General features: G+C 50.5%; 18 protein-coding genes. 11 read left to right on the forward strand and 7 right to left on the reverse strand.

Annotated features, from left to right (window positions below; translation table 11 throughout):
- The first annotated feature begins 365 nt into the window (after positions 1-365).
- The 8 genes from E6W40_RS19590 to E6W40_RS19625 all read left to right on the forward strand — a co-directional run bounded on the left by E6W40_RS19590 (position 366) and on the right by E6W40_RS19625 (position 8,688).
- Positions 366-884, forward strand: coding sequence for a cupin domain-containing protein (locus E6W40_RS19590; RefSeq protein WP_136607309.1), 519 nt, complete (start codon positions 366-368; stop codon positions 882-884).
- 65 nt (positions 885-949) lie between these two features.
- Entirely contained in the window at positions 950-1,312 is a 363-nt protein-coding gene (locus E6W40_RS19595; RefSeq protein WP_136607310.1) for a DoxX family protein, read from the forward strand.
- 282 nt (positions 1,313-1,594) lie between these two features.
- Entirely contained in the window at positions 1,595-2,866 is a 1,272-nt protein-coding gene (locus E6W40_RS19600) for an MFS transporter (RefSeq protein ID WP_136607311.1), read from the forward strand.
- 108 nt (positions 2,867-2,974) lie between these two features.
- Entirely contained in the window at positions 2,975-3,661 is a 687-nt protein-coding gene (locus E6W40_RS19605) for a response regulator transcription factor (RefSeq protein WP_136607312.1), read from the forward strand.
- On the forward strand, positions 3,654-4,961 hold the full coding sequence (locus E6W40_RS19610; RefSeq protein WP_136607313.1) for a sensor histidine kinase: 1,308 nt from the start codon (positions 3,654-3,656) through the stop codon (positions 4,959-4,961). Before E6W40_RS19605 ends, E6W40_RS19610 begins: the two co-directional genes overlap by 8 nt.
- A 177-nt stretch (positions 4,962-5,138) precedes the next feature.
- Positions 5,139-5,852 (forward strand): polyphosphate polymerase domain-containing protein, encoded by a 714-nt coding sequence (locus E6W40_RS19615; RefSeq protein WP_342774718.1) that lies wholly within the window; start codon positions 5,139-5,141, stop codon positions 5,850-5,852.
- A 44-nt stretch (positions 5,853-5,896) separates the two neighbouring features.
- Positions 5,897-6,595 (forward strand): DUF4956 domain-containing protein, encoded by a 699-nt coding sequence (locus tag E6W40_RS19620; protein ID WP_136607315.1) that lies wholly within the window; start codon positions 5,897-5,899, stop codon positions 6,593-6,595.
- Between the two features lie 119 nt (positions 6,596-6,714).
- A complete protein-coding gene (locus E6W40_RS19625) occupies positions 6,715-8,688 on the forward strand; it encodes a CotH kinase family protein (RefSeq protein ID WP_246073110.1) in 1,974 nt (657 codons plus the stop codon).
- 118 nt (positions 8,689-8,806) lie between these two features.
- Here the strand turns inward: E6W40_RS19625 and mprF are convergent, their stop codons facing one another.
- Complete coding sequence (gene mprF, locus E6W40_RS19630; protein WP_136607316.1) at positions 8,807-11,452, reverse strand: bifunctional lysylphosphatidylglycerol flippase/synthetase MprF; 2,646 nt, start codon at positions 11,450-11,452, stop codon at positions 8,807-8,809.
- A gap of 147 nt (positions 11,453-11,599) precedes the next feature.
- The gene (locus E6W40_RS19635) at positions 11,600-13,738 is read right to left on the reverse strand and encodes a catalase (RefSeq protein WP_136607317.1); all 2,139 of its coding nucleotides are present in this window, start codon (positions 13,736-13,738) and stop codon (positions 11,600-11,602) included.
- A gap of 197 nt (positions 13,739-13,935) precedes the next feature.
- Between E6W40_RS19635 and E6W40_RS19640 the strand changes: the two genes are divergently transcribed.
- Positions 13,936-14,247, forward strand: a complete 312-nt coding sequence (locus tag E6W40_RS19640; protein WP_136607318.1) for an ArsR/SmtB family transcription factor — start codon at positions 13,936-13,938, stop codon at positions 14,245-14,247.
- 116 nt (positions 14,248-14,363) lie between these two features.
- Positions 14,364-15,488 carry an NADH:flavin oxidoreductase gene (locus E6W40_RS19645; protein WP_136607319.1) on the forward strand — a complete coding sequence of 375 codons (1,125 nt, stop codon included), beginning with the start codon at positions 14,364-14,366 and terminating at the stop codon, positions 15,486-15,488.
- A gap of 118 nt (positions 15,489-15,606) precedes the next feature.
- On the opposite strand, the gene E6W40_RS19650 is transcribed toward E6W40_RS19645, so the two are convergent.
- Both E6W40_RS19650 and E6W40_RS19655 read right to left on the reverse strand, forming a co-directional pair.
- A complete protein-coding gene (locus E6W40_RS19650) occupies positions 15,607-18,723 on the reverse strand; it encodes an MMPL family transporter (protein ID WP_136607320.1) in 3,117 nt (1,038 codons plus the stop codon).
- 137 nt (positions 18,724-18,860) lie between these two features.
- Positions 18,861-19,472: a TetR/AcrR family transcriptional regulator gene (locus E6W40_RS19655; protein WP_136607321.1), complete on the reverse strand. Its 612-nt coding sequence runs from the start codon at positions 19,470-19,472 to the stop codon at positions 18,861-18,863.
- Between the two features lie 144 nt (positions 19,473-19,616).
- Here E6W40_RS19655 and E6W40_RS19660 point away from each other — a divergent pair, with 144 nt between their 5' ends.
- Positions 19,617-21,176 (forward strand): hypothetical protein, encoded by a 1,560-nt coding sequence (locus E6W40_RS19660; protein WP_136607322.1) that lies wholly within the window; start codon positions 19,617-19,619, stop codon positions 21,174-21,176.
- A 296-nt stretch (positions 21,177-21,472) separates the two neighbouring features.
- Here E6W40_RS19660 and E6W40_RS19665 read toward each other — a convergent pair whose 3' ends face one another.
- The 3 genes from E6W40_RS19665 to thrC form a co-directional block, all read right to left on the reverse strand.
- A complete protein-coding gene (locus E6W40_RS19665) occupies positions 21,473-22,924 on the reverse strand; it encodes an FAD-dependent oxidoreductase (RefSeq protein WP_246073111.1) in 1,452 nt (483 codons plus the stop codon).
- Between the two features lie 335 nt (positions 22,925-23,259).
- On the reverse strand, positions 23,260-24,468 hold the full coding sequence (locus E6W40_RS19670; protein ID WP_246073112.1) for an MFS transporter: 1,209 nt from the start codon (positions 24,466-24,468) through the stop codon (positions 23,260-23,262).
- 256 nt (positions 24,469-24,724) lie between these two features.
- Complete coding sequence (gene thrC / locus E6W40_RS19675) at positions 24,725-25,981, reverse strand: threonine synthase (protein WP_136607325.1); 1,257 nt, start codon at positions 25,979-25,981, stop codon at positions 24,725-24,727.
- Positions 25,982-26,043 lie beyond the last annotated feature (62 nt).

A 26,043-nucleotide genomic window follows, 5' to 3' on the forward strand; every position in this document is an offset into this window, starting at 1 on the left:
GTATCTGGAACGAATCCTTATTTCCCTCCTGATTACGAAGTAGCGGGCGGGCCATCACCCTGTGTGCCGGACTTTTTGGCCGGAAACGTCGGGCCTTAAACAATAAAAGGCCTAACATTCCCTTAACATATGAAGAGAAGTTAGGCCATGAAAGTGACTTTTATCCAAGGATATATTCATTCATTTACCCACAAGTTATCAAGTTATTAATATTCCAAATGCATTATATCACAAGTTCTGCCTGAAAAAAAAGAGGCCGTTTTCCCAAAGAGTTCAAGCGGAGCATAAACCGTTTAAATGGAGTAGATAAGCATCCGAAATAAACACCATTCTATACCTAATATGGTTTATATGGAGGGATTATTTTGAACGGAGCGGACATGAATTCGTACTATTTTAAGGATGATGGAATCATACCCAACAACCCTGATTTACCCGTGATGGTTTACAAAGGTGTCCTGCGGGACGAGCCCCTGGAAGCGGAGAGCATTTTCAATCAAAACGGCTGGCTGAACAGCTGGAAGAATGGCGTATTCAGCTATCACCATTATCACAGCATTTCGCATGAGGTCCTGGGTGTCGTGAGCGGATTGGCGGTTCTGCAGCTTGGCGGCGAGAGAGGCCGGAAGATTGACGTATCCGCGGGAGATGTGGTGGTGCTTCCCGCAGGAACCGGCCATAAGAAAATCTCCTCTAGCGCGGACTTCAGCGTCGTGGGTGCCTATCCAGACGGGATGGACTATAACGTATGCACCGGTGAACCAGACGAGCGCCCCCGCGTGCTCCAAGAGATTGAGAAGGTACCCTTACCCGGCACCGACCCGCTGTATGGATTCAGCGGTCCCTTGATGGATGCCTGGAAGCCTGCACGGAAAGGAAAGTGAACGCTATTACCTACTCACAGCAACACTCCAATTCAAAGACTCGCCTGATTAAACGGATAGCACGTATGATTTTTGCGCTTTTTTTTGCCGCAGCTTGTGTATTCCACTTTCTGGAGGCCGACGGCTTCGCGCAAATGCTGCCGGACTTCGTGCCGCTTAGGCTGCCTATGATCTATGCCACCGGTGTTTTGGAGTTGGTTCTGGGCGTACTCCTGCTGATCCCCAGAACCATGAGGCTGACCGGAACTTTGATTGCCATCTATCTGGTGCTAGTTTTTCCCGCCAACATCTATGCGGCCATCAAGGAGATCCCCGCGCCAGGTTTCAATAACACGCCTCCTTCCGCACTCTGGATCCGGCTGATTTTCCAGCCGCTGCTGATCTGGTGGGTGCTGTGGTGCTCCCGCGGACGTGGCACAGAGCAGTAAATATTTTTAATATGTATCGAAAAACCGCTGCGTCATATGCTGCGGTTTTTTTGTGCGCCCTCGGTCCCGAGACCGAGTACAACATCATACCCGCGCCGTTATCCAAACAAAAATGATCGTTGTAAACTGATATCAGGGAAAATCAAACTGTACATATGCTGAAACCTGAACCGGGTATTAAAAGTTATCTCGCATAAGCTTTTATGCAGCATCCTCCCATCATGAACTCCACATCAATTTTCATAGCCCTAACAATTAAAAAGGAAATGAGGCAGACCCCGCATGGAACTCTTCCGCAACTCCATATTCGTCAGAATGTTTTTGGCCACCTTTGCTTCGCAGCTCGGCACCATGGTCGGCACGATGGCTTTCGCCTTTTATTTGATCGACCGCTTCAGCAATCAACCCGTTTATGCTACCGTCGCTGAGATGATGTACTCTCTGCCGACTCTCGTGGTATTCCTGTTCATCGGCGTGCTTGCCGACAGATTGGACCGCAAACGTATTGCCGTGTATAGCGACTGGATCCGGGCTGGCTTATCCCTCGTGCTGCTTCTAGCCATACACGAAGACTGGATCATCGCTGCATTTGCCCTTCTTTTCCTGCGGAGTGGCATTTCGAAATTTTTTGCGCCTGCCGAAATGAGCCTGCTGCAGGGCATCATGAAACCGGAACAGTATGTTCAGGCTTCCAGTCTGAACATGTCGATCATGGGCGTTTTCATGCTGTTCGGCATGAGCATGGGGTCGGCAGCTTATTATTACTTGGGCATCGAAGGAGCCATTATTATTGATACGGCCAGCTTCATCATTTCAGGTATTCTGCTCGCGTTTTGCCACTTCCCGCTTCATGTGCGGCAGCCGAATGGCAAAATGAAGCTGAAGGACTTGAACTTGAAAAGCATCGCCGCCGACTTCGGCATGGGCTTCAAGTACATCGTCCGAAACCGGCTGCTGCTTGCCATTGTTCTCGGTTTTTTCTTCTTTGGCATCGTGAACGGCGTGTTCTCGATCCTCCCTCTCTTTACGATGAAATACAAGCTCAGTCCTGATCAATATCAAATCTACACCCCGCTTGTCATGGTGTTTCTCGGCATTGGATACCTGGTGGGCAGCGTGATCAGCACCCCACTGATAAAAAAAACCGGCAAGGTGAGCGTACTGATTACCGGCCTCTTCCTGATCGGTGTGTGCACAATCTTTCTAGGCAGCTTCGGAAACATCCAGCTGTATCTGGGTATGATGGTACTGCTCGGCATCATTCTTGGACCGATTAACGTTGTGCTGGGCGGATGGATGCCGGAGCTGGTAGAACCGCAGAGCATGGGCCGGGTCAGCGCCTGGATTGAGCCGCTCTCTACCGCCGGTCAGGCCATCGCGCTTGGATTTGTCGCTATTGCCTTCCCGACCCTGGTATCCGTGACGGCGCTGTACTGGATCCTCGCGGTAAGCATCTTCATCGTCAGCGTATATTACCTGCTCGTGCTTCCTTCGCTGAGCCGCAAGCATCAATACGAAACGAAGACGGAAATGAACGCAGAAATGCCCGGCTGATGCCGGGCTTTTTCATGGGCAGGATTTGACATTCCCCGTGAAACGTTTATTTTTAGATATCAAGGATGTATTTACATCCGAAACAAATATCAACCGAGGTGAAACGGTATGCGGCTCCTTGTCATTGAGGATGATAAACATCTGTCCGATACGGTATGCGAAACGACGCGGGATCTATTTGAGGCCGAGCAGGCTTTTGACGGAGAAGAAGGCTTATATATGGCAGAACAGAACATCTACGATGTCATTATTCTAGATATTATGATGCCTTACATGGACGGCTACGAGGTGCTTGGACAGCTCCGGCAAAAGGGCATCTCCACGCCAGTGCTCATTCTGACGGCCAAGGACGGAATCGATGATAAAATTCGCGGCTTCAAAAAAGGGGCCGATGATTACCTCGTCAAGCCCTTCCACCGTGAAGAGCTGCTGCTCCGGCTCGAGGCGATTCTGCGGCGGTCAGTTGGCGGATTCAAGGAAAATACGCTGTTATTCAAGGATCTTAAGCTCAACCTGAAAAGCCGGGGCGTTCATATTGGCGAGGAAACGGTGCTTCTGAACGGTAAGCAAATTGACCTGCTGGAATATCTGATCAACAACAAAAACATGATTTTGACCAAAGAACAGATCTTTGACCGCGTCTGGGGCATGGACTCCAGCACGACCAATACGGTTATCGAGGTATACATCAGCAATCTGCGCAAAAAATTCAAAGCCTTCGGTTATGACAAATACATCAAGACGATCCGGGGCATGGGCTACATGCTGTCCGAGAATGAGGATGACCATGAATAAGAACAAGGTCATCCGCAGCCAGCAGCTGCGGTTCATGGTCTATACCCTGATCGCATTCACCATCCTCTTCGGCATCTTCGGTACGATCATTTTCAGCCAGATTAAGACCACGCTGTATGCCAAAACGGATACGGATCTGAATGGCTATAAAATGATGATTGAAACCGGCGGCCGAGGAACCGCAAATGGCGCGAATCCGGACAAGAACTCTTTCTCTGACAAAAACGGCTTCCCTCCCCCTCCCGACATAGGCGGCCGGCTAGGATTTAACCCGCGCGTCATTCCCATTCAGTGGAATAAAGAAGGGAAAATCGCCAACATCCAGCAAATCGGCTTTATCAACTATGAAAATTATTTCAGCAGCTTGAAGTTTGACCCTGCTACCGTAGGTGTTATTTCAAATATGAGCATTAACAGCACCTATCATTTCCGGACGATTTCCGTCCCGCTCCCCTCGGAGACAGGCTCCTATATCCAGCTGATGGTCAATGTGGACTCCGAGCAAAATCTGATTGGAAATTTCAAACGGATTATTATTATATGCTCGATTATATTCATCCTGCTGTCCATCACGGCCAGCTTTATTCTATCCCGGAAAATGATGAAGCCGATCATCCGCTCCTGGGACAAGCAGGTGGAGTTCGTGGAAAATGCTTCGCATGAGCTGCGGACGCCGCTGACCATTATCCAGAACAAGCTGGAGCTGATGCAGACGACGCCGGAGAAGAGGATCATCGATACGTTCGAAAATATTGCCCTCTCCCTTTCCGAAACGCGGCGGCTGTCGCGGCTGACTACGGATCTCCTGACGCTGGCACGGGCCGACTCCACCGAGACGCAGCTGGAGAAACAGATGATCGACCTGGACGAATTCGTTCACAAGGTATGCAGTCCGTATGCGGAGATTGCAGAGCTGTCGGAGAAGCATATGTGGCTGAAGCTGCACAGCCAAACACGGCTGGAGGCCGATCCTGCACGCCTGCATCAGCTGCTGGTTATCCTTCTGGACAACGCCCTGAAATATACCCGGGAGCATGACAGCATCGGCATCAGCACTTCCATAAAAGAAAATAAAGTCTATATCGAGGTCAGCGATACCGGTATCGGCATCAGCGAGGAAGGACTGTCCCGCATCTTTGACCGGTTTTATCGCGAAGACCGGGCACGATCGCGCGAAAGCGGCGGCTCAGGGCTTGGCTTGTCCATCGCACAATGGATCGTAGACAGCCATCACGGCAGCATCCAGGCGCTGCATAACCAGCCGAAGGGCATGATTTTCCGTATCCGGCTTCCCAAATAATTGAACCCCCCGGCAGCTTAGGCCGTCTTTCTTAACCAAACGGGCGTGAGAAGACGGCTTTTTTGCTGTTCTTCTCAAGCTTAAAACAAGCTTAAGGTTTCGTTAAGTTTACACAGCCATAATATAAACAACGAACAGATTTAACAAATCTATGACCGAACAGGAGGAAACGCCCCATTGAACCTACCCAACATGGCAACGGGACAACCTGCCGTTAAAGGAAGACGCGAATTGAAGCATGTGATTACACAGATGGACTGCCATTTGCTGAGACATAACCTGCAGCATGTGATGACGCTTGACCCGCATGCCAAAAAGGACGGCAAGTACCTGATCCGCAGCGTGTATTTTGACAACTTCGACAATAAAGCCCTGAATCAAAAAAAGGAGGGTCTGTTCCACCGGGACAAATACCGGGTGAGATTGTACGACTACGACACAAGCTTTATTAATCTCGAGAAAAAGAGCAAGCGCGACAATCTCTGCTACAAGGAAAAATGCAGCATGACCGCTGAAGAGTACACCCGGCTGAATAACGGTGATATCGCCTGGATGGAAGAGGACAAGCGTCCGCTGATGCGCGAGCTGTATACGCATATGAACCTGTTTCAGCTGAAGCCGGTTGCCGTCGTGGATTATGTTCGCGAGGTCTACATCTATGAGCAGGGCAATGTGCGGGTGACGTTCGACAGCCAGGTCCGGACCAGCTACAAGGATACGGATATTCTGAATCCGGACCTGATCATGGTCGATACGGTCGATCCGAACACCGTCATCCTAGAGGTGAAGTACGACGAATACCTGCCGGATGTGATCAAGCTTCTGCTGCAGGTGCGGGACAGCCGCAAAACCTCTTTTTCCAAATACCAGTACAGCCGGATGTACGGCTAGGCATGCGCCAGTAACGCGCTACAAACAACTTGGGGGAATGAATAATGGGTACGAATGCCAATAACGCAACAACTTTTACGGATATTTTCAAATCCAGCTTTCTGGAGAAAACCAGCAGCTTTTCGATTGTCGACTCTCTGATCGGTCTCCTGGTCGCTTTTGCTATCGGGCTGTTCATCTATGTCATCTACAAGAAAACCTTCAGCGGCGTGATGTATTCCCACAGCTTTAACATCTCGCTCATCGTCATGACGATGGCTACGGCTCTGATCATCATGGGGATTTCCACTAACATCGTCCTCTCGCTCGGTATGGTCGGCGCCCTGTCCATTGTTCGCTTCAGAACGCCGATTAAGGATCCGATTGACCTGATTTTCATTTTCTGGGCGGTCGCTTCCGGGATTCTATGCGGCGCTGGCCTCATTCCGCTGGTCATCATCGGTGCCATTCTGATCGGTCTTGTACTTCTTTTCTTCGTCAACCGTCTGACCCTGGAAAACCCGTACCTGCTGGTTGTGAAATATAACGATGCTGGCGTGGAAAAGCCGCTTGCGCACATGGTCTCCATGCAGTCGAAAAAGCACACCGTCAAATCCAAGTCCGTCTCTATGGATGGAAGCCTGGAAATGACTTATGAAATCCGCCTGAAGGATACCAATACCGATTTTATGCAGCAGATTACGAACATGGATGGCGTGAAATCCGCAATCATGCTGAGCTATGACGGCAACTTCACAGCTTAACTCTTCGTCCCTTCAAGATTTCGGACGCAGCGGGGCAGGTGCACCGGAGCGGGTTCCACATTGTTCCTACCCCTGACTGTTCGCCGCATGAATATTAAGACGGAAGGAGTCTACGCTTTGTGAAAAACAGAACTATAGTTGCTTCGCTCGTTTTGCTGATTGTGCTGTTTGTCACGGTAACGGCCATTCTTCCGCGGGCAGGCCTTCAGGCTACGCAGTTGGAAAACACATATATGCAGCGGGTCTTTAATCAAAGCAAGGTTACAAACGTCGATATTACCATGAATCCAAAGGATCTAAAGACCATTCTGGACAATCCGCTGGATGAGAAAATGGTACAGGCAAACGTCGTCATCGACGGCGTCAAGGTTGATGGAATCGGTATGCGCACCAAAGGGAACATGACGCTGCGTTCCGTCGCACAGATGGAGGATTCAGACCGCTACAGCTTCAAGCTCGATTTTGATTACTACAATGACGATCAGAAGCTCTATGGGTTGAAAAAACTCAACCTGAACAACAACTACAGCGATCCCTCGCAAATGCGGGAATACTTGTCTTACGCACTCATGGAGAAGATGGGCATCCCTACGCCAGGCTACTCGTACATGTATGTGACGATTAACGGCCAGGAGTGGGGTCTGTACCTTGGGGTTGAAGCCATTGAGGAAACGTATCTGCAGCGGAATTTCACTGACAGCACAGGAGATTTGTACAAGCCGGACGGAACCGGAAGCGATCTCAAATGGATCAGTGACAAAATGAAGGATTATTCAGGGCTTAATCTGAAATCCGATACAAACTCCGACCAGAAAGACATGATGAAACTGCTAGATGTCATCAATAACGGCGGCAATCTGGAAGACGTTGCAGACGTGGATGAAATGCTGAGGTATTTTGCAGCCAATACGGCGCTCGTCAACCTCGACAGCTATCAGGGAAACCTGAAGCATAATTACTACCTCTATGAGAAAGACGGTAAATTTTCCGTACTTCCGTGGGATTACAACATGGCGTTCGGCGGATACGGCGTCGGTGGTGGTGGCGGAGGTGGCGGTATGCCAGAGGGTATGCCGGGTCAAAACGGTCAGAATAATAATGCACAAGATGATAAGCCCGCAGGTAAGGAAAATGCACAGAACCAGGCAGCTGCCGGTGGTAATCAGGCTGATGCCAAGGCCGGGCAAAATCGGCAAAATGCCGCCAACGAGCAGGCTGCAGGTCAAGGCAACCAAAAAAGAGGCGGTGGCATGGGTGGCGGTATGGGCGGTGACATGGCTGCCAACTTCCTCAGCGAGAACAATATCAACTTCAGCATCACAACGCCGGTATCCGGCACATCGCTGGAAGAGCGCCCGCTGTTGAAAGCTCTCCTGTCCAAGGATGAATACAAGGAGAAATTCAATAAGTATCTGAAGGAAATTGCGGATGAATATTTCACGGAAGACAATATGCTGTCAATGACAACATCGATCTCCTCCCTGATCTCTTCTTACGTGGAGAAGGATCCGACCAGCTTCTATACACCGGATCAATTCAAAGAGGGTGTCTCCGGCGACAAAAGCCTGGTGAAGTTCGCAACCGAGCGGGCGGAATCCATCAAGATGCAGCTCTCCGGCGAGCTGGTTGTCGAGGCGGATACCAGCGGCGGCATGGGCTTCGGCGGCGGGCAGTTCAATAATGGACAGAACGCCGATAACGGGCAGATGCCTGCAATGCCTGACGGGATGCAGCTTCCCGAAGGCATGCAGCTTCCCGAGGGCATGCAGCCTCCGGAGGGCATGCAGATGCCTGACGGGCAAAACGGGCAGATGGGACAAGGCCGCGGTAACCGCGGCGCTGGAGGATTCCCTGGCGGTGGCGGACCTGGTGGGGGATTCCCTGGCGGCATGCCGGGCATGGGCGGAGCCAATATTCAGCCCGGAGCAACCGGCAAATATACGACGCAGGATATCATCATTGCCGCCATCTTCCTGGTGCTGCTGATTGCGGCTCTCATCTTCGCTCTCACCTTCAAGCGGAGAAGAGTCCCTCGATCGAAAACAAGCGGAGAAGAACCATCTCTTATGAACGGAAAAGAAATAGATCAATAACGGATAGAATCAGTAAGCAAGAAGTGTTCTCCCCATACTTCCTTAGACAAAAAGAAAGAGCAGTCGGCACAGATCATCCAGAGGATGACTGAGGCCCTGCTCTTTTTGTATTCATCTACTATTTTCTGACTTCCTGCACCCGCCTGGATACCAATCTCACCAGATCCACGGTCAGCACGGGCAGCGATACCCAGGCTGGATAAGCCAGGAAACGCGGCTCCCACTCCGGAGCAAACTTTTCCTTATATCTGCGCAAGCCCTTGAATCCATACCAATGGCCGCCGTATTGGAATACCAGCGCAGCCAGCTTTTCCTCGCGAAGCGCGCTCTTGCTCTCCCCGACGCTGGATAACGGTGCGTTGCCCAAATTAAAGACGTTGTATCCCTGTTCCTTGCACCATTCAAGCAGCTTGACGAACAGATAATCCATTGTACCGTTCGGTGTTCCGCTCTGATGGCGCATCAGATCTATGGACATCGTGTGTTTTTCATCATATCCAGGTGCCAGAGAGGCAAACGCAAGAATGTTACCTTCAGGATTCTTCAGCAATGCTATAGGAGCCTGCTCCAGATAATCTTGGTTAAACCATCCAAGTGAGAAGCCCTTCTCCCGTCTGCCCTTGATCCATTCATTGGACACCTTGCGCAGTTCCTCCAGAAGCGCGCTTCCGAAAGGCGGCACAGCCATTTCAAAAATGTATCCTTCACGCTCGAACCGATTGCGGACACTCCGTAAATCGGTAGCTTTTTTGCCGCTCAGAGTGAAGTTCTCCAAAGGAATCAGCGCCTCTTCTCCCAGCTTAAAGAAGCGGTATCCATATTCATGATAGATAGGCAGATATTCCGGTGTCGCCTGATAGAACACAACGGACATCGCATACTGGTCAGCATATTGCTGGAAATCGGCAATCGCCTCTGGTACCAGCTTTACCGGCCCGAGCGGGTCACCCAGCACCACCAGCTTGTCCCTCGCCTTGGCGTACGGTATGAGAACCTGATCCTCCTGCGACCAGAAAAAGCTCTTATCTCCCGTAAACAGCATATGTGTTAGTAAATTTCCTTGATTCCGCTTCAGGAACAGCCGTAGCTTGTCCAGCTCCTCCGGTCCTGCTGCGGCAGCGATTTTTCGATTGGGTCTTAACAGCAGCAGCATGGTCAGCAGCACCCATGATCCGGCCAGGCCAATCAGCGCTGTGATCGCATACGGCCTTGGCCCAAACATCCAATGGATGCGGTCTGCCGTCGGCAGATGCCTGAGCCAGCCATGATGGACATGGCTTCCGATCCAGTAATAGATAAACGCAATAACCGCCGACAGCACGTACCATAACAGGTAGCTGCGGGCGTCCACAGGAGCCCCCACACGGTAAAATCTGGCCCGCGACACCCATAACGCAATGCCAACAATGAGCAGAAATATCGCTTCTTCAAAATCAAACGCCTTGATGAACGTAAAGACCGCGCCCGCAAGCAGCAGAACGCCTGTCCAAACATAGGCCCTGTGAATCCGCAGCGAAATGCCGCGGGACAACACAATCAGCATAAATCCGATGATAACCGAGAGCAGATGCGACAAGCGCATGAGCGGCATGGACAGGATCTCTTCTGTCAGCCGGAGACGATACAGCAGCCCCGGCGTAGCTGCCGAGAGCAGCAGCACCAGACCACTCACCAGCACCAGCTTGCCCAGCGCCCAGACACCGAGATCACTCAGAAAACGGTATTGTCCCGGCCACCGCCACAGCCTCTGCCATCCATTCAGCGGGAACTCGGTTCCATCATCCTGCTTGTCACCGGCCCGTTTGGCCACATTGCCCAGCTCAAATGCTGAAAGGATCAGCCCGATCAGCCATGGCACAATATAATAGAACAAACGGAACAGGACCAGCACCGCCATCGCGCGGTCGGAAGGTAAGCCCAGCTGTTCCAGCCCCAAAAGCACCGTCAGATCGAAGGCTCCAATGCCGCCGGGCGCCATGCTCAGAATTCCGGCAATCGCGGCCACCGCATACATGCCGATCACTTCGCGGAAAGATACATCATGGAGCACACTGCTGGCAATCAGCCAGAAGGTCACTCCGGCGCAGGCCCATTCCAGCAAAGAAGCGCTGAGAGATATGCCTACGGTCGTCCACGGTGTTCTTCCCTCGCCACGGTTGAACCATTTGGCGAAGAGTGAGGATCTCTGCATCAAGACAAAGAGCGGCAGATATAGAGCCATACCCCATACCGCAAAGATAAGCCACCTGTGTTCCTCAAAAAGATCTCCTACCGTAAACACTCCGGCTATAATGCCCCATGAGAGGATCGACAGTCCCGTTACTACAATCGGCGAAAGAAATACCACCGCCGAAGCCATCAATATAGGTGAAATCCCACTTCTTTTATATAAAATTGTCCGGAGTCCCGCTCCGGTTAATCCGGCAAATCCAATAATATTATTAAACGTATTGGCAATCCAAGCGTATCGAAATGTACTCCAAAATCCAACCTTCAACCGGAAATGACGGCGGATCATAAAATCATAAAGGCTCATTACCGCAATTGAAAAAAGGGAAAACAGAAAAATCTCCACAACCGCTTCTACCGGCAAACGACGCAGCTCGCCAAACGTACGGCCGAGGGAAACCTGACGCAGCTCCTTCTGGCCTTCCCAGTAGACAAGCCCGATAACGATGAGCGGTATCAGCAGCCGAACTGCTTTAATCCGGTATATGGAAGCCAGAATGCGGAATATTTTGTACCGCTCCAGCCTTTCCTTCATGCCATGCACCCTTTCACTTGTAAAGATTGGAATTTAAGTCCCTTATTATCCTAACATAAAGCTTGGCCGATACAAATATTTAAAACAAAAGCCAGCCCGGATGAGAATCATCGGCTGGCTTTCGAACAGGTTATACCTTAAGGCAGTTTACTTGGACATAGACAGTTCTCTGTCCCAATGACGGTGCATGGCAATCGCCTCCACCAGCTTTTGACCGAATTCTTGACCGCTTTCTGCACCGCTTCTGATGACAAGTCCGGTATCCGTGAGCGGTGTTTCCAGATTCCCTACCGGTTGATCCGGACTCGCGACATGGATGCCCGCTGTACCCAGTAATCCCAGCGCCTTGCCTGCTGCGCCGATGGTTTTGAAATGGTTATAGGTTTCTATAATGAAGTTAACCGCTTCGCGGATCATGCCAATCTGCGCAATGCTCTCCTCACCGCCGGCTACATATACAGCGTCGTACAAGACGGAGTCGGCCGTCAGGAATGTTTGCTTCACCTGCTGTTGATCTCCCTCTGTACCCGTAATCATGCCCAGATGTTCACTGATAATTTCAGCCGTTACCCCAGCCCCCTGGAGCGCTGTCTGTACCGCCTTCATTTCAGCGGAATCAAAGCCGTTTGCGGCAAGCACAGCAATTTTACGGGTAGCAGCAGATTTGGCCGTATTCAACTGGCTCAGCGCAGGCGATAACAAAGTAACACTTTCGCGGACTTCCTCTGTCGGCGCCTTCGGTGCCTCTGCTCCGATGCCAAGAGCAACCTGCTCAGCCAAATTCAGGTCCACATTGCTGAGATTGTTGACCATTTGCTGCTGAATGCTCTTGGTCTGCACCTTGCCAAGCTCAAAACGGAAGGCCTTGATCATATGCTTCTGCTCCACATCGGACATGCTGTTCCAGAACAGCTTGGCCTGGCTGTAATGATCCTTGAAGCTGTCACTGCGGGCGCGTACCTTACGGCCCTCCACCTTTTCCTGATAATGTACATATCCGCCTTCCTGCTCGGTGGCCTCATGCGGATCGTTATTATTCAGGGAGTTTTTGTGGTAGCTTGTTTGGCCCTGGTTGATCGTCATCCGGTGCATCCCGTCGCGTTGGTTGTTGTGTACCGGTGCCAATGGACGGTTGATCGGGATTTCATGGAAGTTTGGTCCGCCGAGACGGGACAGCTGTGTATCTGTATAGGAGAACAACCGGCCCTGCAGCAGCGGGTCATTACTGAAATCAATGCCAGGCACCACATGTCCCACATGGAACGCAATCTGCTCGGTTTCCGCAAAGAAATTATCCACATTGCGGTTCAGCGTCATTTTACCAATGCGGCGTACCGGAATGATTTCCTCGGGCCACAGCTTGGTCGGATCCAGAATATCAAAATCGAAGTTGAATTCCTCGTCCTCCCGGATGATCTGCACGCCGAACTCAAACTCCGGATAATTGCCCATCTCAATGGCTTCAGACAAATCGCGGCGGTTGAAATCCGGGTCTTTACCAGCTATTTTCTGCGCTTCATCCCATACCAGAGAATGCACGCCAAGCAGCGGTTTCCAGTGGAACTTAACAAAATGGGCTTCTCCCTTCTCGTTCACAAAGCGGAAGGTATGAACGCCAAAGCCCTCCATCATCCGGAAGCTGCGTGGAATCGCGCGATCTGACATGGCCCACATGATCATATGTGTCGATTCTGTATTGTTCGCGATGAAATCCCAGTGTGTGTCATGCGCTGTGGATGCCTGCGGAATTTCGTTATGAGGCTCCGGCTTGACCGCATGAACAAAATCAGGGAATTTCATGGCATCCTGTATGAAAAAGACCGGCATGTTATTGCCCACCAGGTCAAAGTTTCCTTCTTCGGTATAGAACTTGGTTGCAAAGCCTCTGACATCACGTACCGTATCTGCGGAGCCTCTCGAGCCCGCTACGGTTGAGAAACGGACAAACACTGGAGTTTTTGCGGCTGGATCCTGCAGAAATTTGGCTTTGGTAAACTCGGCCATCGGCTCATAGACCTGAAAATAACCGTGTGCACCAAAACCTCTGGCATGGACAATCCGCTCAGGAATCCGTTCATGGTCAAAATGGGTCATTTTTTCTCTGAATTGAAAGTCTTCCATCAGGGTTGGGCCTCGGTCCCCCGCCTTCAGCGAATGCTCATCATCCGTAATGCGTAACCCTTGATTGGTCGTCATTTTCTGACCGGAGTCATTGACGCTAAAATCTTTCAGCTGCTCTTTCTTGCTCTCTTCATTGATGTTCATGTTATCCCGATCTTTATTCATGAAGTTCATTCCCTCCTGTTCTTATGTACGGCACTGTGTCCGAATATGAATACACACGGTATTACCCTTCTGGATATCGCATTAAACGAAGCTTACGGAAACAGAAATATATCCCTGATGCTCGCATCCTTTTTTAACCAGGTCATATTTTCCGAAAGTATATTTACATTTCTATAAAAATAGATATAATAAAGCACATGGATATATTATTAACGATCAAAGCGTTATCTAACGAGACCCGGTTCAACATTCTGGAGTGGCTGAAACATCCGGAGAATCATTTTGGCCCGCAGGAGCATATGCCAGCAACCTGTGATTTTAGGGGTGGAATATGCGTCGGATCCATATCGGAGAAAACCGGCCTCGCCCAATCCGTCGTTTCCGGCTATCTGGTCAAGTTGCAGAAGGCAGGCTTGTTGGAGTCCCGCCGCTCGGGACAGTGGACTTATTACAGACGTGATGAGGAGGGTATTAACCACTTTATCGAACAACTCAAGAAAGAGCTTTAGCTTACAAGCATCGTTACACGCCACTTAAGCAAAAAGCTCTTTCTTTTGATCATATATATCTATTTTTATGGAAATATAGAAAAATAAAAAAATAAACATATTGGAGGATTCCATACATGAGTCAACAAAAACAGGATGTCCGTTCTACAGCTTCAGTATTCCAGCCGTATACTTTGGGTAACTTAAACCTGCAATCCCGAATCGTGATGGCGCCTATGACCCGCGGTTTCTCCCCGAACGGGGTACCGGGAGCGAACGTCGCTGCTTACTATCGCCGCCGCGCCGAGAACGGCGTCGGCCTGATCATCACGGAAGGCACGGCAATTGACCATCCGGCGGCAGTCGAAAGTCCGAGCATACCGAACTTCCACGGTGAAGCAGCCTTGAACGGCTGGGCCGAAGTGGTGAAGCAGGTCCATGAAGCCGGCGGCAAAATCATGCCGCAAATCTGGCATGTCGGCATGACGCGTGCCGTCGGCTCCGAGCCGAACCCGGAAGCGCTGCCGATCGGCCCGTCCGGGCTCGACCTGAACGGCAACAAGGTGACCGAGCCGATGACGGTGGATGAGATTCACTACGTCGTCAAAGCCTATGCCGATGCAGCCGCCAATGCCAAACGGATCGGCTTTGATGGCGTGGAAATCCACGGCGCCCACGGCTATCTGATCGACCAATTCCTATGGGAAACCACCAATCAGCGGACTGACGAATACGGCGGCGACATGATGAAGCGTGCCCGCTTTGCCATCGAAGTCGTGAAAGCTGTCCGCGCCGCAGTAGGACCGGACTTCCCGGTTGCGCTGCGTCTCTCCCAGTGGAAAACGACCAAGTATGACGCGAAACTGGCAGATACACCGGAAAAGCTGGAACAGCTTCTAACAGCGCTTGCCGACGCGGGCGTCGATATTTTCCATGCCTCTACACGCCGGTTCTGGGAACCTGAATTTGAAGGCTCCGACCTGAATTTCGCCGGATGGGCCAAGAAACTCACCGGAAAAACCGTTATTACGGTTGGTTCCGTAGGCCTCGATGAAGCATTCACCAGCCTCTTTACGGAAGGCAAGGGCGCAGGGAACAAGGATATCAACGATCTTTTGGACCGTCTGGAGAAAAATGAGTTTGATCTGGTTGCGGTTGGCCGTGCACTACTCGCTGATCCTGCCTGGGCCACCAAAGTACGTGAAGGCCGCTTCGATGATCTCCAGCCGTTCACACCGGATGCGCTGAAAACACTGGTTTAATGTGAATGACCGAATCCCCTCCGGAACTGTTCAGCATTAAATCTTGATATACGAAAGGACCGGTTAGAGCCTGCAGCTCTTTCCCGGTCCTTTTTTGCCGTTAACGTACAGCTATCATTTATTTGCGTGAATCCTTGCTGTTGACATGCGCAACCTGCATGCGTTCAGCACGCCGCTGCTGCATTTTCTCAGGCAGCACAATCAGTGCCGGAACCAGCATTGGCAGCAGGATAAAGCAGAGCACGATGAGACCCACGACCACAGCAGATGCCAGCTCGATGAGCAGCACCAGGCCGGATGGGATCAGGGTTGCAAAGGTACCACCCAGAATAACCATCGCGGAGATGATGACACCACCCACGCTTTTCGCCGCTCTCACAATCGCATCACCCGGCGACATATCGCCATATTCACGATAGCGCTCCATCAGGAAGATACTGTAGTCAACACCTACCGCCACAATAATGATGAAGGAGAAGAATGGCACAAAGGATGACACTCCGTCCGCTCCAATAATATAGGTTGTGACCAGATTGGACGCGCTCATCGCCACATAGTAAGACGCAACGAGCGAGAGTACGATAAAGACAGACGGCCAGAATGAGCGAATGACGAACAGCAGAACGACAAACACGCTCACGATGACGATAATGGCCGTGCTATTGAAAGACTTGATCTGTTCCTTGTTCATATCATAGGTGGTTGAACTTGGACCAGCCGCACCGTAGGTGGCTTTATCCAATACCGTTCCCTTAAGACTGCTGGATACCGTATCATTGATCTTCTCAATGGTCTTCAGCGCAGCCGGGGAGTAGGGATCATCCTTTAGGATAACAATCAGCTTCGTGATCTTCCGGTCCTTGGACATAAAGTTGTCCTCTGCCTTCTTAAAGTCCCCATTTTCCAAAGCCTCCCGCGGAATAAAGAAGGTCTTCGAGCTGTTCAGCTGGGTGAGGAAATCACCTGTTTTGCCCAGTCCCTCAGAGATATCCCCGAGTCCGTTACCGCTCTTATCAATACCTTCCTTCAACTGCGACATACCGCCAGTCAGGCTTGAGAGACCGCCGATCAGCTGCTTCTGTCCGCTTTGCACCTGACCTAGAGCGGCATTCAGCTTCTTCATATTCGCTTCAATTTCACGGCTGCCGCTGCTGCCCTGCTGAAGACCCTTCTGCAGCTCAGTCGCACCCTTTTGCAGTGCGGAAAGCCCGGTGGACATCTGCTTCTGTGCCGCTTCAATTTGCCCTAATCCACCCGCAGCCTCGCCCAGGGAGGAATTCAGCTTTGCATAATTCGCATTCAGCTCCTGCAGTCCTCCGCCGAGCTGAGTCAAGCCGGATGCAAGACTCTCGCCGGTTGCCTTCAGCGTTACGTAATCGGGATCAGAAGCCAGCTCACTATGCTTGGTTCCGAGTCCGGAAATCAGGCCGTTCATACCAGCCAAGCCCTGCTGAATTCCCGGTATTTGTCCGCTGATTTGCTTGTATCCTGCTTCCAAGGAGGTATATCCCTTGGAGAGCTGCGACAGACCCGAACCAATCTTGCCTGTATTAGCGCTCACGGTATCCAGGCCGCTTTTCAGCCCCGCGATCCCCTTACTCAGCTCGCCGGCTCCTCCCGCACCCTTGCCAATACCTGCGGATACCTGCCCGAGTGCGGCGGTAATCTGATCATAACCATCCTTCACCTGTCCGGTGCCGGTAACCAGCTGATTCGCGCTGGAAGTATCCGGCGTACTCAGCTTATCGCCAATCTGATCCAGGCCGCTCTTGATCTGATCCACACCCTTTTGGGATGCCGAGATACCCTCCGTTACGGTCTCCGTCTGATTGCTGATGTAAAAATCCTCAATCGGCTTCGCCTGCGGCTGCGTTACGCTGGCAACCGATTTCACCCCATCAACTGCCTTCAACTTATCCGTCAGCTTGTCAATAACGCCCAAGGTATCATTATTATCCATCGCCTTGTCGCCTTCAATGACCACGCTCGTCGGCAGCGCCTGCCCGCGGCTGAAGTGGTCAGCCACAATACTGAAGCCTTTGGTGGACGGATAGCTGTTACCAAGCTCCTTCAGCTGGTCGAAGGAAAGCTTTTGTCCGCTCGTCAGCAGTGCCGGAATCAGCAAAATTGCTATAATTACCGTAACAATAACCGGATGCTTAACGGAAACAGATGTCAGCTTTGCCCAGAATCTGCTCTCCTTATGGCCTGCTACCTTTTTCGAAGGCCAGAACAGCTTCGGCCCGAACACTTTCAGCATGAATGGTGTCAGCGTCAGCATTTGAAGCACCAGCACAACCGTACCAATCGCTACTACATTCGCTGACTTATAGATACCAAAGCTTGAGAAGCTGAGCCCTGCAAAAGCGATAAATACTGTTGCAATACTGTAAATAATCGTTTTACCCGCGGTTCTGTAGGATGCAATAATCGCCTCATCTACGGATCGTCCGTGGGATAATTCCTCCTTGAAACGATTAAACAGCAGAATGTTGTAATCCGTGCCGATCCCGAACAAAATCAGCACCAGCAGCATCTGTGTCACACTCGTGACCGGAAAATTCAGCTTGTCGATAATTTGCGCTGCGATCCCCATCGAGACCAGGTAGGAGACGCCTACCGCAAGCAGGGAGACAAGCGGAATAACGACGGAGCGGAACATGACAATAAGTACAACCAGAATGAAGATAACGGTGAGTGCAGCACTCTTTTCCACTCCCGATACCGATGCCTTAAGATAGTCATTCTGGATAAAGTCCTCGCCGCTTAAGTAATAAGGGACATCGACATCCTTCAGTACATCTTTGAACTGGGCTTCGATATCATCCACGTTGCGTCCCATTTTGTCCAGATTGAAGCTGACCATCAGCGTGGTGTTATCCTCTGAAACGAGGGAGGACTTGGCATCAGGAGTCGTAATCGGGTCAATCAGCTGACTGAAGCCCAGCTCCGATTGATGCTGAACCATATTCTCGATGCCGGATCCGATATGTTTCATATCCTCGTCCGTCAGCTTGCCTTCTTTGTGAAAAACGATAATATCGCTCGTTCCGCTAGTGCCGGTCATCTTGTTAAGCAGAGTTCCGGCGACCTTTGACGGGCTGTCTTCGGTCAGCGGGTCCTGGCCCCGCTCATGTAAAATGGCGTTCACATCCGGCTGAAATACTGTCAGCAGAACGGTTGCCACAAGCCATAGTGCCAGGATCCCCCAGCGCCATTTGATGATTTGCCGCATGTTCGTGGTTTTCCTCCTCAGAGTTATGTTAGTAAACAGGTGTTCATTATTCAAACAAAAAAATTGAGCTACCCATCCATCATATAAAAATCGGGATGAATGTATTCCTCTGATCTAAGTGCCTTGTGGCGCCCCTACTAGTTAGGGCGCCGGCATCCTATGCCCAAATGATACAGATATACGAACTCATTCACGAGCCTTTTTACGGTCTCCCCATCCTCATTCTCTCTCAGGATCAGGCTTACGCCCTCCACCACGGTTCCCGCAAGCATCCGTGCGCTTTGACGTTCGGAATCTTTAAGCTCTGCGGCATTCTGGGGGCCAGACGTAAACACATCCTCCAGGATCGTTACGATCAGTCCTACCATATGCTCTTTCACCTGGTCGTACTTTGAGCCTGCGCTCCGGTTCAGCAAAATGGTCAGCTCCGCGCTGTACTCCAAGAATAACGCAACAATCGTATCTTCCACCATATTCAAATACTTCAAGCCCTTTACCTCGGCGGTGTAGCTGCGGTCCAGCTCCTTTTTCAGATCGAGGATATAGGCAACGATCTTCTCATTTACAGGACCTACCAGCGCCTCGAACAGCTCTTCCTTATTCTTAAAATAGCGGTAGATATTGCCGGTCGTGATTCCCGCAGATGCCGAAATACGGCGCATGGAGGCGCCGGTGTAATCATGGGATTTGAATTCGTTCAGGGCAGCCCGAAGAATACTTTGACGGACATCTTCTTTCAACGTTTGCATAAATAAACACCTGTTTACTATTATTTTATAATCTTAATTATAATGCCTCTGCATCCTGTTGGCAAATCATTGAATTAGCCGCAGGGAAGCGCTTTATGCTACAATAAATTGTAAGGATTTAGCAATCGGAAATGGGGGGCATTGATGGATAAACCTGCAGTTTCCTTGTTTTTTGGCGCCGGAGCCGAAGTTGGATACGGACTGCCATCGGGCGGCCAGTTCGCTTTGGACTTGTTCCGGATACCGGTCGATCAGGATAAGGCCGATTTCAAAGACCAGCTGAAGGCGCTGGATAACACGTCGGCTTACGTCAGCAAGTGGCTCCCGGATGATTATTTGAAGAAACGCATTCATGTATTTGGCAAAAGCGACTATGAGGGCATTATCGCCTCCAGTCTGGAATACCGAAAAGATGATATTTTAGCCTATCTGGAACAGCTTGATCAGCATGTGCTCCGTCTTCTCCGTGCATGGGATGTGAGTGAGGACCATATCCGCCGTATCTTCCGTGACGAAACCAGCCTCGAACTGGGCCAGATCCTCTACGGACAAGCCGTCAAGCTGAACAGCCGTCTGGCGGAGAGTGTCGGGTTGTTCAACTCGGTCTTCTTCTCCGCCTGGCTGAAGCTGCTGGAGCTGCATCCCGAGCAGACTCAGCTTCAGCATGGTGTACGCGCCATCCTCGAACTGCTTGTCGGCTCTTGCGGACAACGGCTGGTGGCCAAGCTGAACGAGGAGGTATTTGAGTCCGCGCCGGACAAGCTGTCCGTATTTGATGATCTCTCGGGCATATTCAGTCTCAACTATCACAGCGTCGGACAGACCGGTATGGACATCGTGCTTGGGGAACCGGCACAGCCCGTGACGGAGGAGAACACGCCGGTTGAGATTATGACTGCCCTCTGCCGTACGGTGCTGGAGGATATTTATTCACGCACACTGGATTACCAGGCACTGGTCGACAGCCACTTCCGCTATCTGTACAATCCGAAGGCACACTGGGCCCGCTTCACACGGATTGCCATCTTTCTGCGCACCGTGAGGAGGTATATCAGCAGATCGGATGTCCATCTTATGGAGAGGCTCGCCGCAGGCCCTGGATATTATCATGATCTATCCGGGCTATCCAGCCTCGCGGATATCACTTCCGTCGGCACGACCAATTACAACGGCTTTGCCCGTGAACGGGTGCATCAAGAGCTCCCATCCATTCCCGTCTACTATTTGAACGGCTGTGTTGAAGAATACTATGATCCCTACTGCAACCTGATTCTGGAGCAGCCAACGGCGGAAGAACTCGCCGCATATCCGCGGCTGCTCGTGCCGCTGATCTTCACCCAGAGCGGAATCAAACCGCTGACTTCGATCACAATGTCCCGCCGCTATGTTGAGCTGTATGACAGATTCGAGCAGTCGGATATTATCGCGATTATCGGCTACGGCTTTAACGGCGACGACGGCCATATCAATGGACTGTTCCGTTCGCTCGCGGAAGCGGGCAAGCGGCTTTCCATTTTCCATTATGGCCATGAGAGCCTGTCTGTCCTAAAGAGCGAGTATCAAACCAAGCTCCGCCTGTCCTCCTCGGACAATCTTGATATCTTCACAGTAGACAGCAGCCGGAATGTGGGAGGAGAACCGTGGTGGCAGGCATTGCTTGAGAAGTACCAGTATATGCAGCCCGCCCTGGCACCCCGAACTTGAAATCGCGGCTGCAGTAAGCACCAGAAATAAAATAAGCCCTCATTCAATAGATTTGGAATACGTCGGACAGCCCCATAACGGGGCCCGGCTTTTGTATTTTCAATCACCTGAACATAAAAAAATGCCTGTCTCACGACAGGCCTTGCTCTTTCATTATGGAGAAGAGTTAAGCCTGGAAGCAGACAGATTCACCCCTTTGATCTATTGATAATTCCTGAAGTACATGACGGTGAAAAAGACGGGGCCATGTGGGGATGTTTATATATAGGCGGCTGTCACATGTCTCACGAATCAAATCAGGCATGCTCCACATCAATCTTATATTTTCTCTTCAAATAGTGGTGAATTCGTTTAAAATCCTCCGGCGTCAAATCCTTCAATTGCTTTTTCTGCGACTCATAACCCAGGATGACACCGATCGTTTGCGCGGCCAAGGCATTATTGGGCATAATTCTCGAAGTACCATAAGCCTTGATGTCAGCGCCGATATTTTTCCCCACCACGAGCACATTGTCGTATTCCTTCAATTGGAAGGAGCGAAGCGGAATACCGTAAGAATCAGGCACACCATAACTAATACCATGCGGAATGTGCACCGTACCCTGCAAATCGACCGGATAAGAACCGATGCTGACGTTATCCCAGAACATTTTGCCGCTCATGACATCTTCGTATTTTAACACGTAGTCGGTCTCAAAGCGGTTGAAGTCACGAATGTAGAGATAGTTGGGATACCCGTTCATCTCTGCATTCTCAAAACCTGCCAAATGGGTGCGCAGGTATTCCAAAATGCGTGGAGCCTCGACCCGTCCCTTCCGCAGCGCTTCATTGACCGAATCATCGCTGGATGGATCTACGTTATACATAATCAGACCGTTAATGATGATATTTCCGTTGCCTTGATTGGCTATGTTCAGTCCGCGCAGCCGTAAGAGCTTCTCCGCAGGCGTATATTTACCCATAATATTGCTGAAGCCTACTGCAAAATTCCAGTCCACATAAGTGTTGGGACCGTACAGTTCCTGGACGTTGGACAGCGGATAATGACTCAGAACATCCTTGTTCAGCTTTCGCCAATCTACATTTTTATATTTCAGCATATACGTTGCGCCCATATAATCAGGCTGATTGCTCTTCTCCACGACTTCCATGCCAGGGATACGCTTCTTGTGTTTCAGCTTGCTGGTCAGTGCATTAAAATCCGTATTTTCTACCCAGTAGCCTGCTTCCAGCTTGTAATCCATTTGATCCCGGTCGGTATACATCAGCGACTGCATCACATGGCCTTCTCCCGCAGCAGCTTCATTCACTTTGCTAATTTTGATGCCACTTTTCAATGGTATATTTTCAATCAGCCTATTATAGTAATCCGTGAATTCATCCAAATCCCGAACCTTGCCTTTATTATATTTATGGAATAAATTTTTCATCTCGCCTTGTACGAGGCTTTTTCGTCCCTTGTTAAACGGCTCATCAAGAAAGAGCATCTCTCCCTGAATCAGCTCACCGCCGGGCTTTTCCCGCGGATCGAGAATTAATACGCTTAATCCGAGATTTTGAGCTTCTCTGGCTAAAAGTACCCCCTGCAATTCACTCCCAATGACGACAACATCATAGCGGCTGCACCCTTCTCCGCATGAGGCAGGCTGTGTGATCCGGGTTAAACCGTGAGGAATGAAAAATTGAAAAACGAGTGCGGTTATCATGACAATCAACATTAGCTGCCATATTTTCTTTGAATGATGCACGGGCTATAATCAGCTCATTTCTTGTATAGTAAAAATTTTACGAAGTCTATTACGTATATCTATTAGGTAAAATCTATTAAATATAATTTCTATTTATTGCTTTTTATACTATAAACCACCTCCAATTCATATACAATATTTAACACTTCCCATGCTATAAACGGGACATCTTTTACATGGATTTTATTCACGGAAAATATTTATATGTATAACGGATCGCAATCTGTTTCCATATTCATAAAAAAACCGTCCTATTAAGGACGGTCTACTCCATGAAAAAGTTACCTAATCATTAAAAATTATCAATTTTACGTAAAACTATCATCTTGTGCCCGCTAGATTCGCTTGCGGATGATTCTCCCAAAAACAGCCAATACCGGCAGCATCAAAATTCCTGCAGACAGAATGGAAGCCCGGATGGAAAACCGGCTTCCGATCCAACCGACCACAGGCCCGCCTGCGGTTTGACCGAGTGCATCTGACTGGCTCACCATGGACAGCACTGTCGCACGCGTTTTGCTTTCCAGATTCATATTTAGCCAGGTACCATAAACCGGCTCACTGATCGAAACGGAAGCACCGGCAATCAGTACGGAAACAATAGCCCAGGCAAAATTCGGAGCCACAGCCAGCGACAAGATCGCCGCAACGCGGATCATGGTAAGCAGCAGCATCGCGGCGGATACCTTTCGTTCATTTTTCATATCAATCCATTTCTCAGCCAGCCGGACTCCTCCCAGTCCAAGCAGCGTTGCCGCCGCAGAAACCACGCCGAACCAGACAGCCATGGATACTTTCAGATCCGGCAAGCCGATGCCGCTGATGAGAAAAGGCTGCCACAAGCGGTCATACCCTTCGTAGGCTGCTCCGCTGAACAGAGTAACCGCAATGATAACCCCAAGCAGAGGATGTTTGCGCACGACCTTGGCCCCGCTGAGCCATGTACCCGTCATTCGCTTGAAATGTGAAGCCTGTGGAGCATGTTCCTGACGCTTAAACTTGGTTTCCTTCATGACAATCAGAAGCAGCACACCCAGCATGGCATACAGCATTCCCCCTATCAGGTAAGGCAGGTTGGGCGTGATCATTGACAACCCCACGCTGCAGCCTATGCCCAGAAGCGAAGCGGTCAACGACAACCGCTGCGACCGCATCAGAATCGCCCCCGCCTGCTCCTCGCCCACTTCATCTACGACCCAGGCGGTGTTCGCTCCGCTGACAAAGGTCCAGCCAATTCCGAACAGGATTTGCGAAAACACGATCCAGGCAAACACAGAAATGATCGAACCCGCTCCCGTGAGCCACAGGACGCTCCCTTCCATCGTGAAACCAGAACCGAGAATAAACATACCGATGATTACCGATATTCTACGGCTGTAGGTATCAGCCACCACGCCGGTAATTCCTTCGAAGATCAATACGGTCAGCTCGAGCACCGTTCCCATCAGCACCAGCTCGAACGGATTCAATCCGAGTGATGTCACATGATAAATCCCACTGGTGGTAAACATGGTACTGTTGGCTAGAGCCATCATAAAACTCATTATCATATACACATGTGACGCACGGTTTATATACAAAATTATTTCCGCCCTTCGAAGCAGGCGGCGCGTCACGTTAACTGATATCCATGAATAACTTCTTTTTAAGATGAGACCACTTCATCCGTTACGTGCGCATCACACTGCCTGTCGTTTTAGTTGATAACGTTTCTATTACGTACTGCAGCGTCTGAATTTTTAACACAATAGAAAACCTCCCAAGTAAGGATTCACTGGAATCCTTCGTAAATTTATTCGATTATAATGGATTTCCATTCACTGTAAAAGTACTTTTTAACGCAGCTTCCACGGTCAGCCCGGAGTACAGCATCTCATCCGTCGTTTCTGCCAGAATTTCCGTATCCTTCAGCAGATTTCCGGTCAAAATGCACAGTGCGCTCTCTTCCTTGCCGATCGTTTGATCATTCAGCAGCTTGCTCAACCCTGCCAAAGTCGCTGCTGACGCCGGCTCGCAGCCAATACCGCTTTGATCAATCATCCTCTTGGAAGCCAATATCTCTTCATCGCTTACGCTGCAAGTCACACCCTGGCAGAGATGCAGGACGCGGCGCGCTATTTTCCAGCTCGGCGGGTTCCCGATGTTAAGAGCAGAGGCCTTGGTAGCCGGATGAGGCTCTGGTGTCAGCTGCTCCTTGCCTGCTGCCATCATGCGGTGAAAGGGGCTTGCCCCTTCAGCCTGAATCAGGGCAATACGCGGAATTTTAGTGATCATTCCGAGACTTTTTAGATCCGCAAGCCCCTTCCCAAGTGCGGATACGTTGCTGAGTGCTCCTCCAGGGATAAGAATCCAGTCCGGCAGCTCCCAGTTCAGATACTGAGCTGTTTCATAAATTATGCTCTTCTGGCCTTCGATTCTGAACGGATTCACCGAGTTGCAGACATAGAGGCCAAGCTCTGCTCCATGCTGCTCCAGAAACCGGATGCCATCGTCATAGGTTCCGTCAAAACGGATCACCTGTGCGCCATAAGCAAGCGTCTGCAGAACTTTATTCATCGATATGCTGCGGTTTGGCACGTATACCTGTGAGGTGCATCCCCCCATAGCGGCATACATGGCAAGCGATGAAGATGTGTTGCCCGTTGACGCGCAGGCAAAACGGTCGTATCCAAGCGACCGGCCATGGGATACCGCCGCCGTCATCCCGTTGTCCTTAAAGGAACCACTGGGATTCTCACTCAGGGCCTTGAAATACAATTCTCTGATCCCAAGCTTTCTGCGAATAGGCTCCGAGGTGTATAAACCGGTATTCCCCTCAAATTTGGTCACGATATACTCTTCGGGAAGCTCCGGGAAAATCAGTTCTTTATACCGCCATACGCCGCTGGCATAGATGGACATACGCTCAGCCAGCCTCTCCTGGAACAATGTCTTCAGCCGTTCTCCGTCCAGCCTGCTCAAATCTTGTACAACTTCCAGCCTTCCTCCGCAGGAACAAGCCGTACTGAACTCCCGCCATGACCGCTCAGCACTGCAATCTACACATACCAGCTTCATTTATTTATCTTCCTCTCCTCCGTTTTTGGAGCCCATGCACATCTCATTGCCATACGCTCCGG

It is taken from the genome of Paenibacillus dokdonensis, from assembly GCF_004916975.1.
In the GTDB taxonomy this organism is placed as follows: domain Bacteria; phylum Bacillota; class Bacilli; order Paenibacillales; family Paenibacillaceae; genus Paenibacillus_AQ; species Paenibacillus_AQ dokdonensis.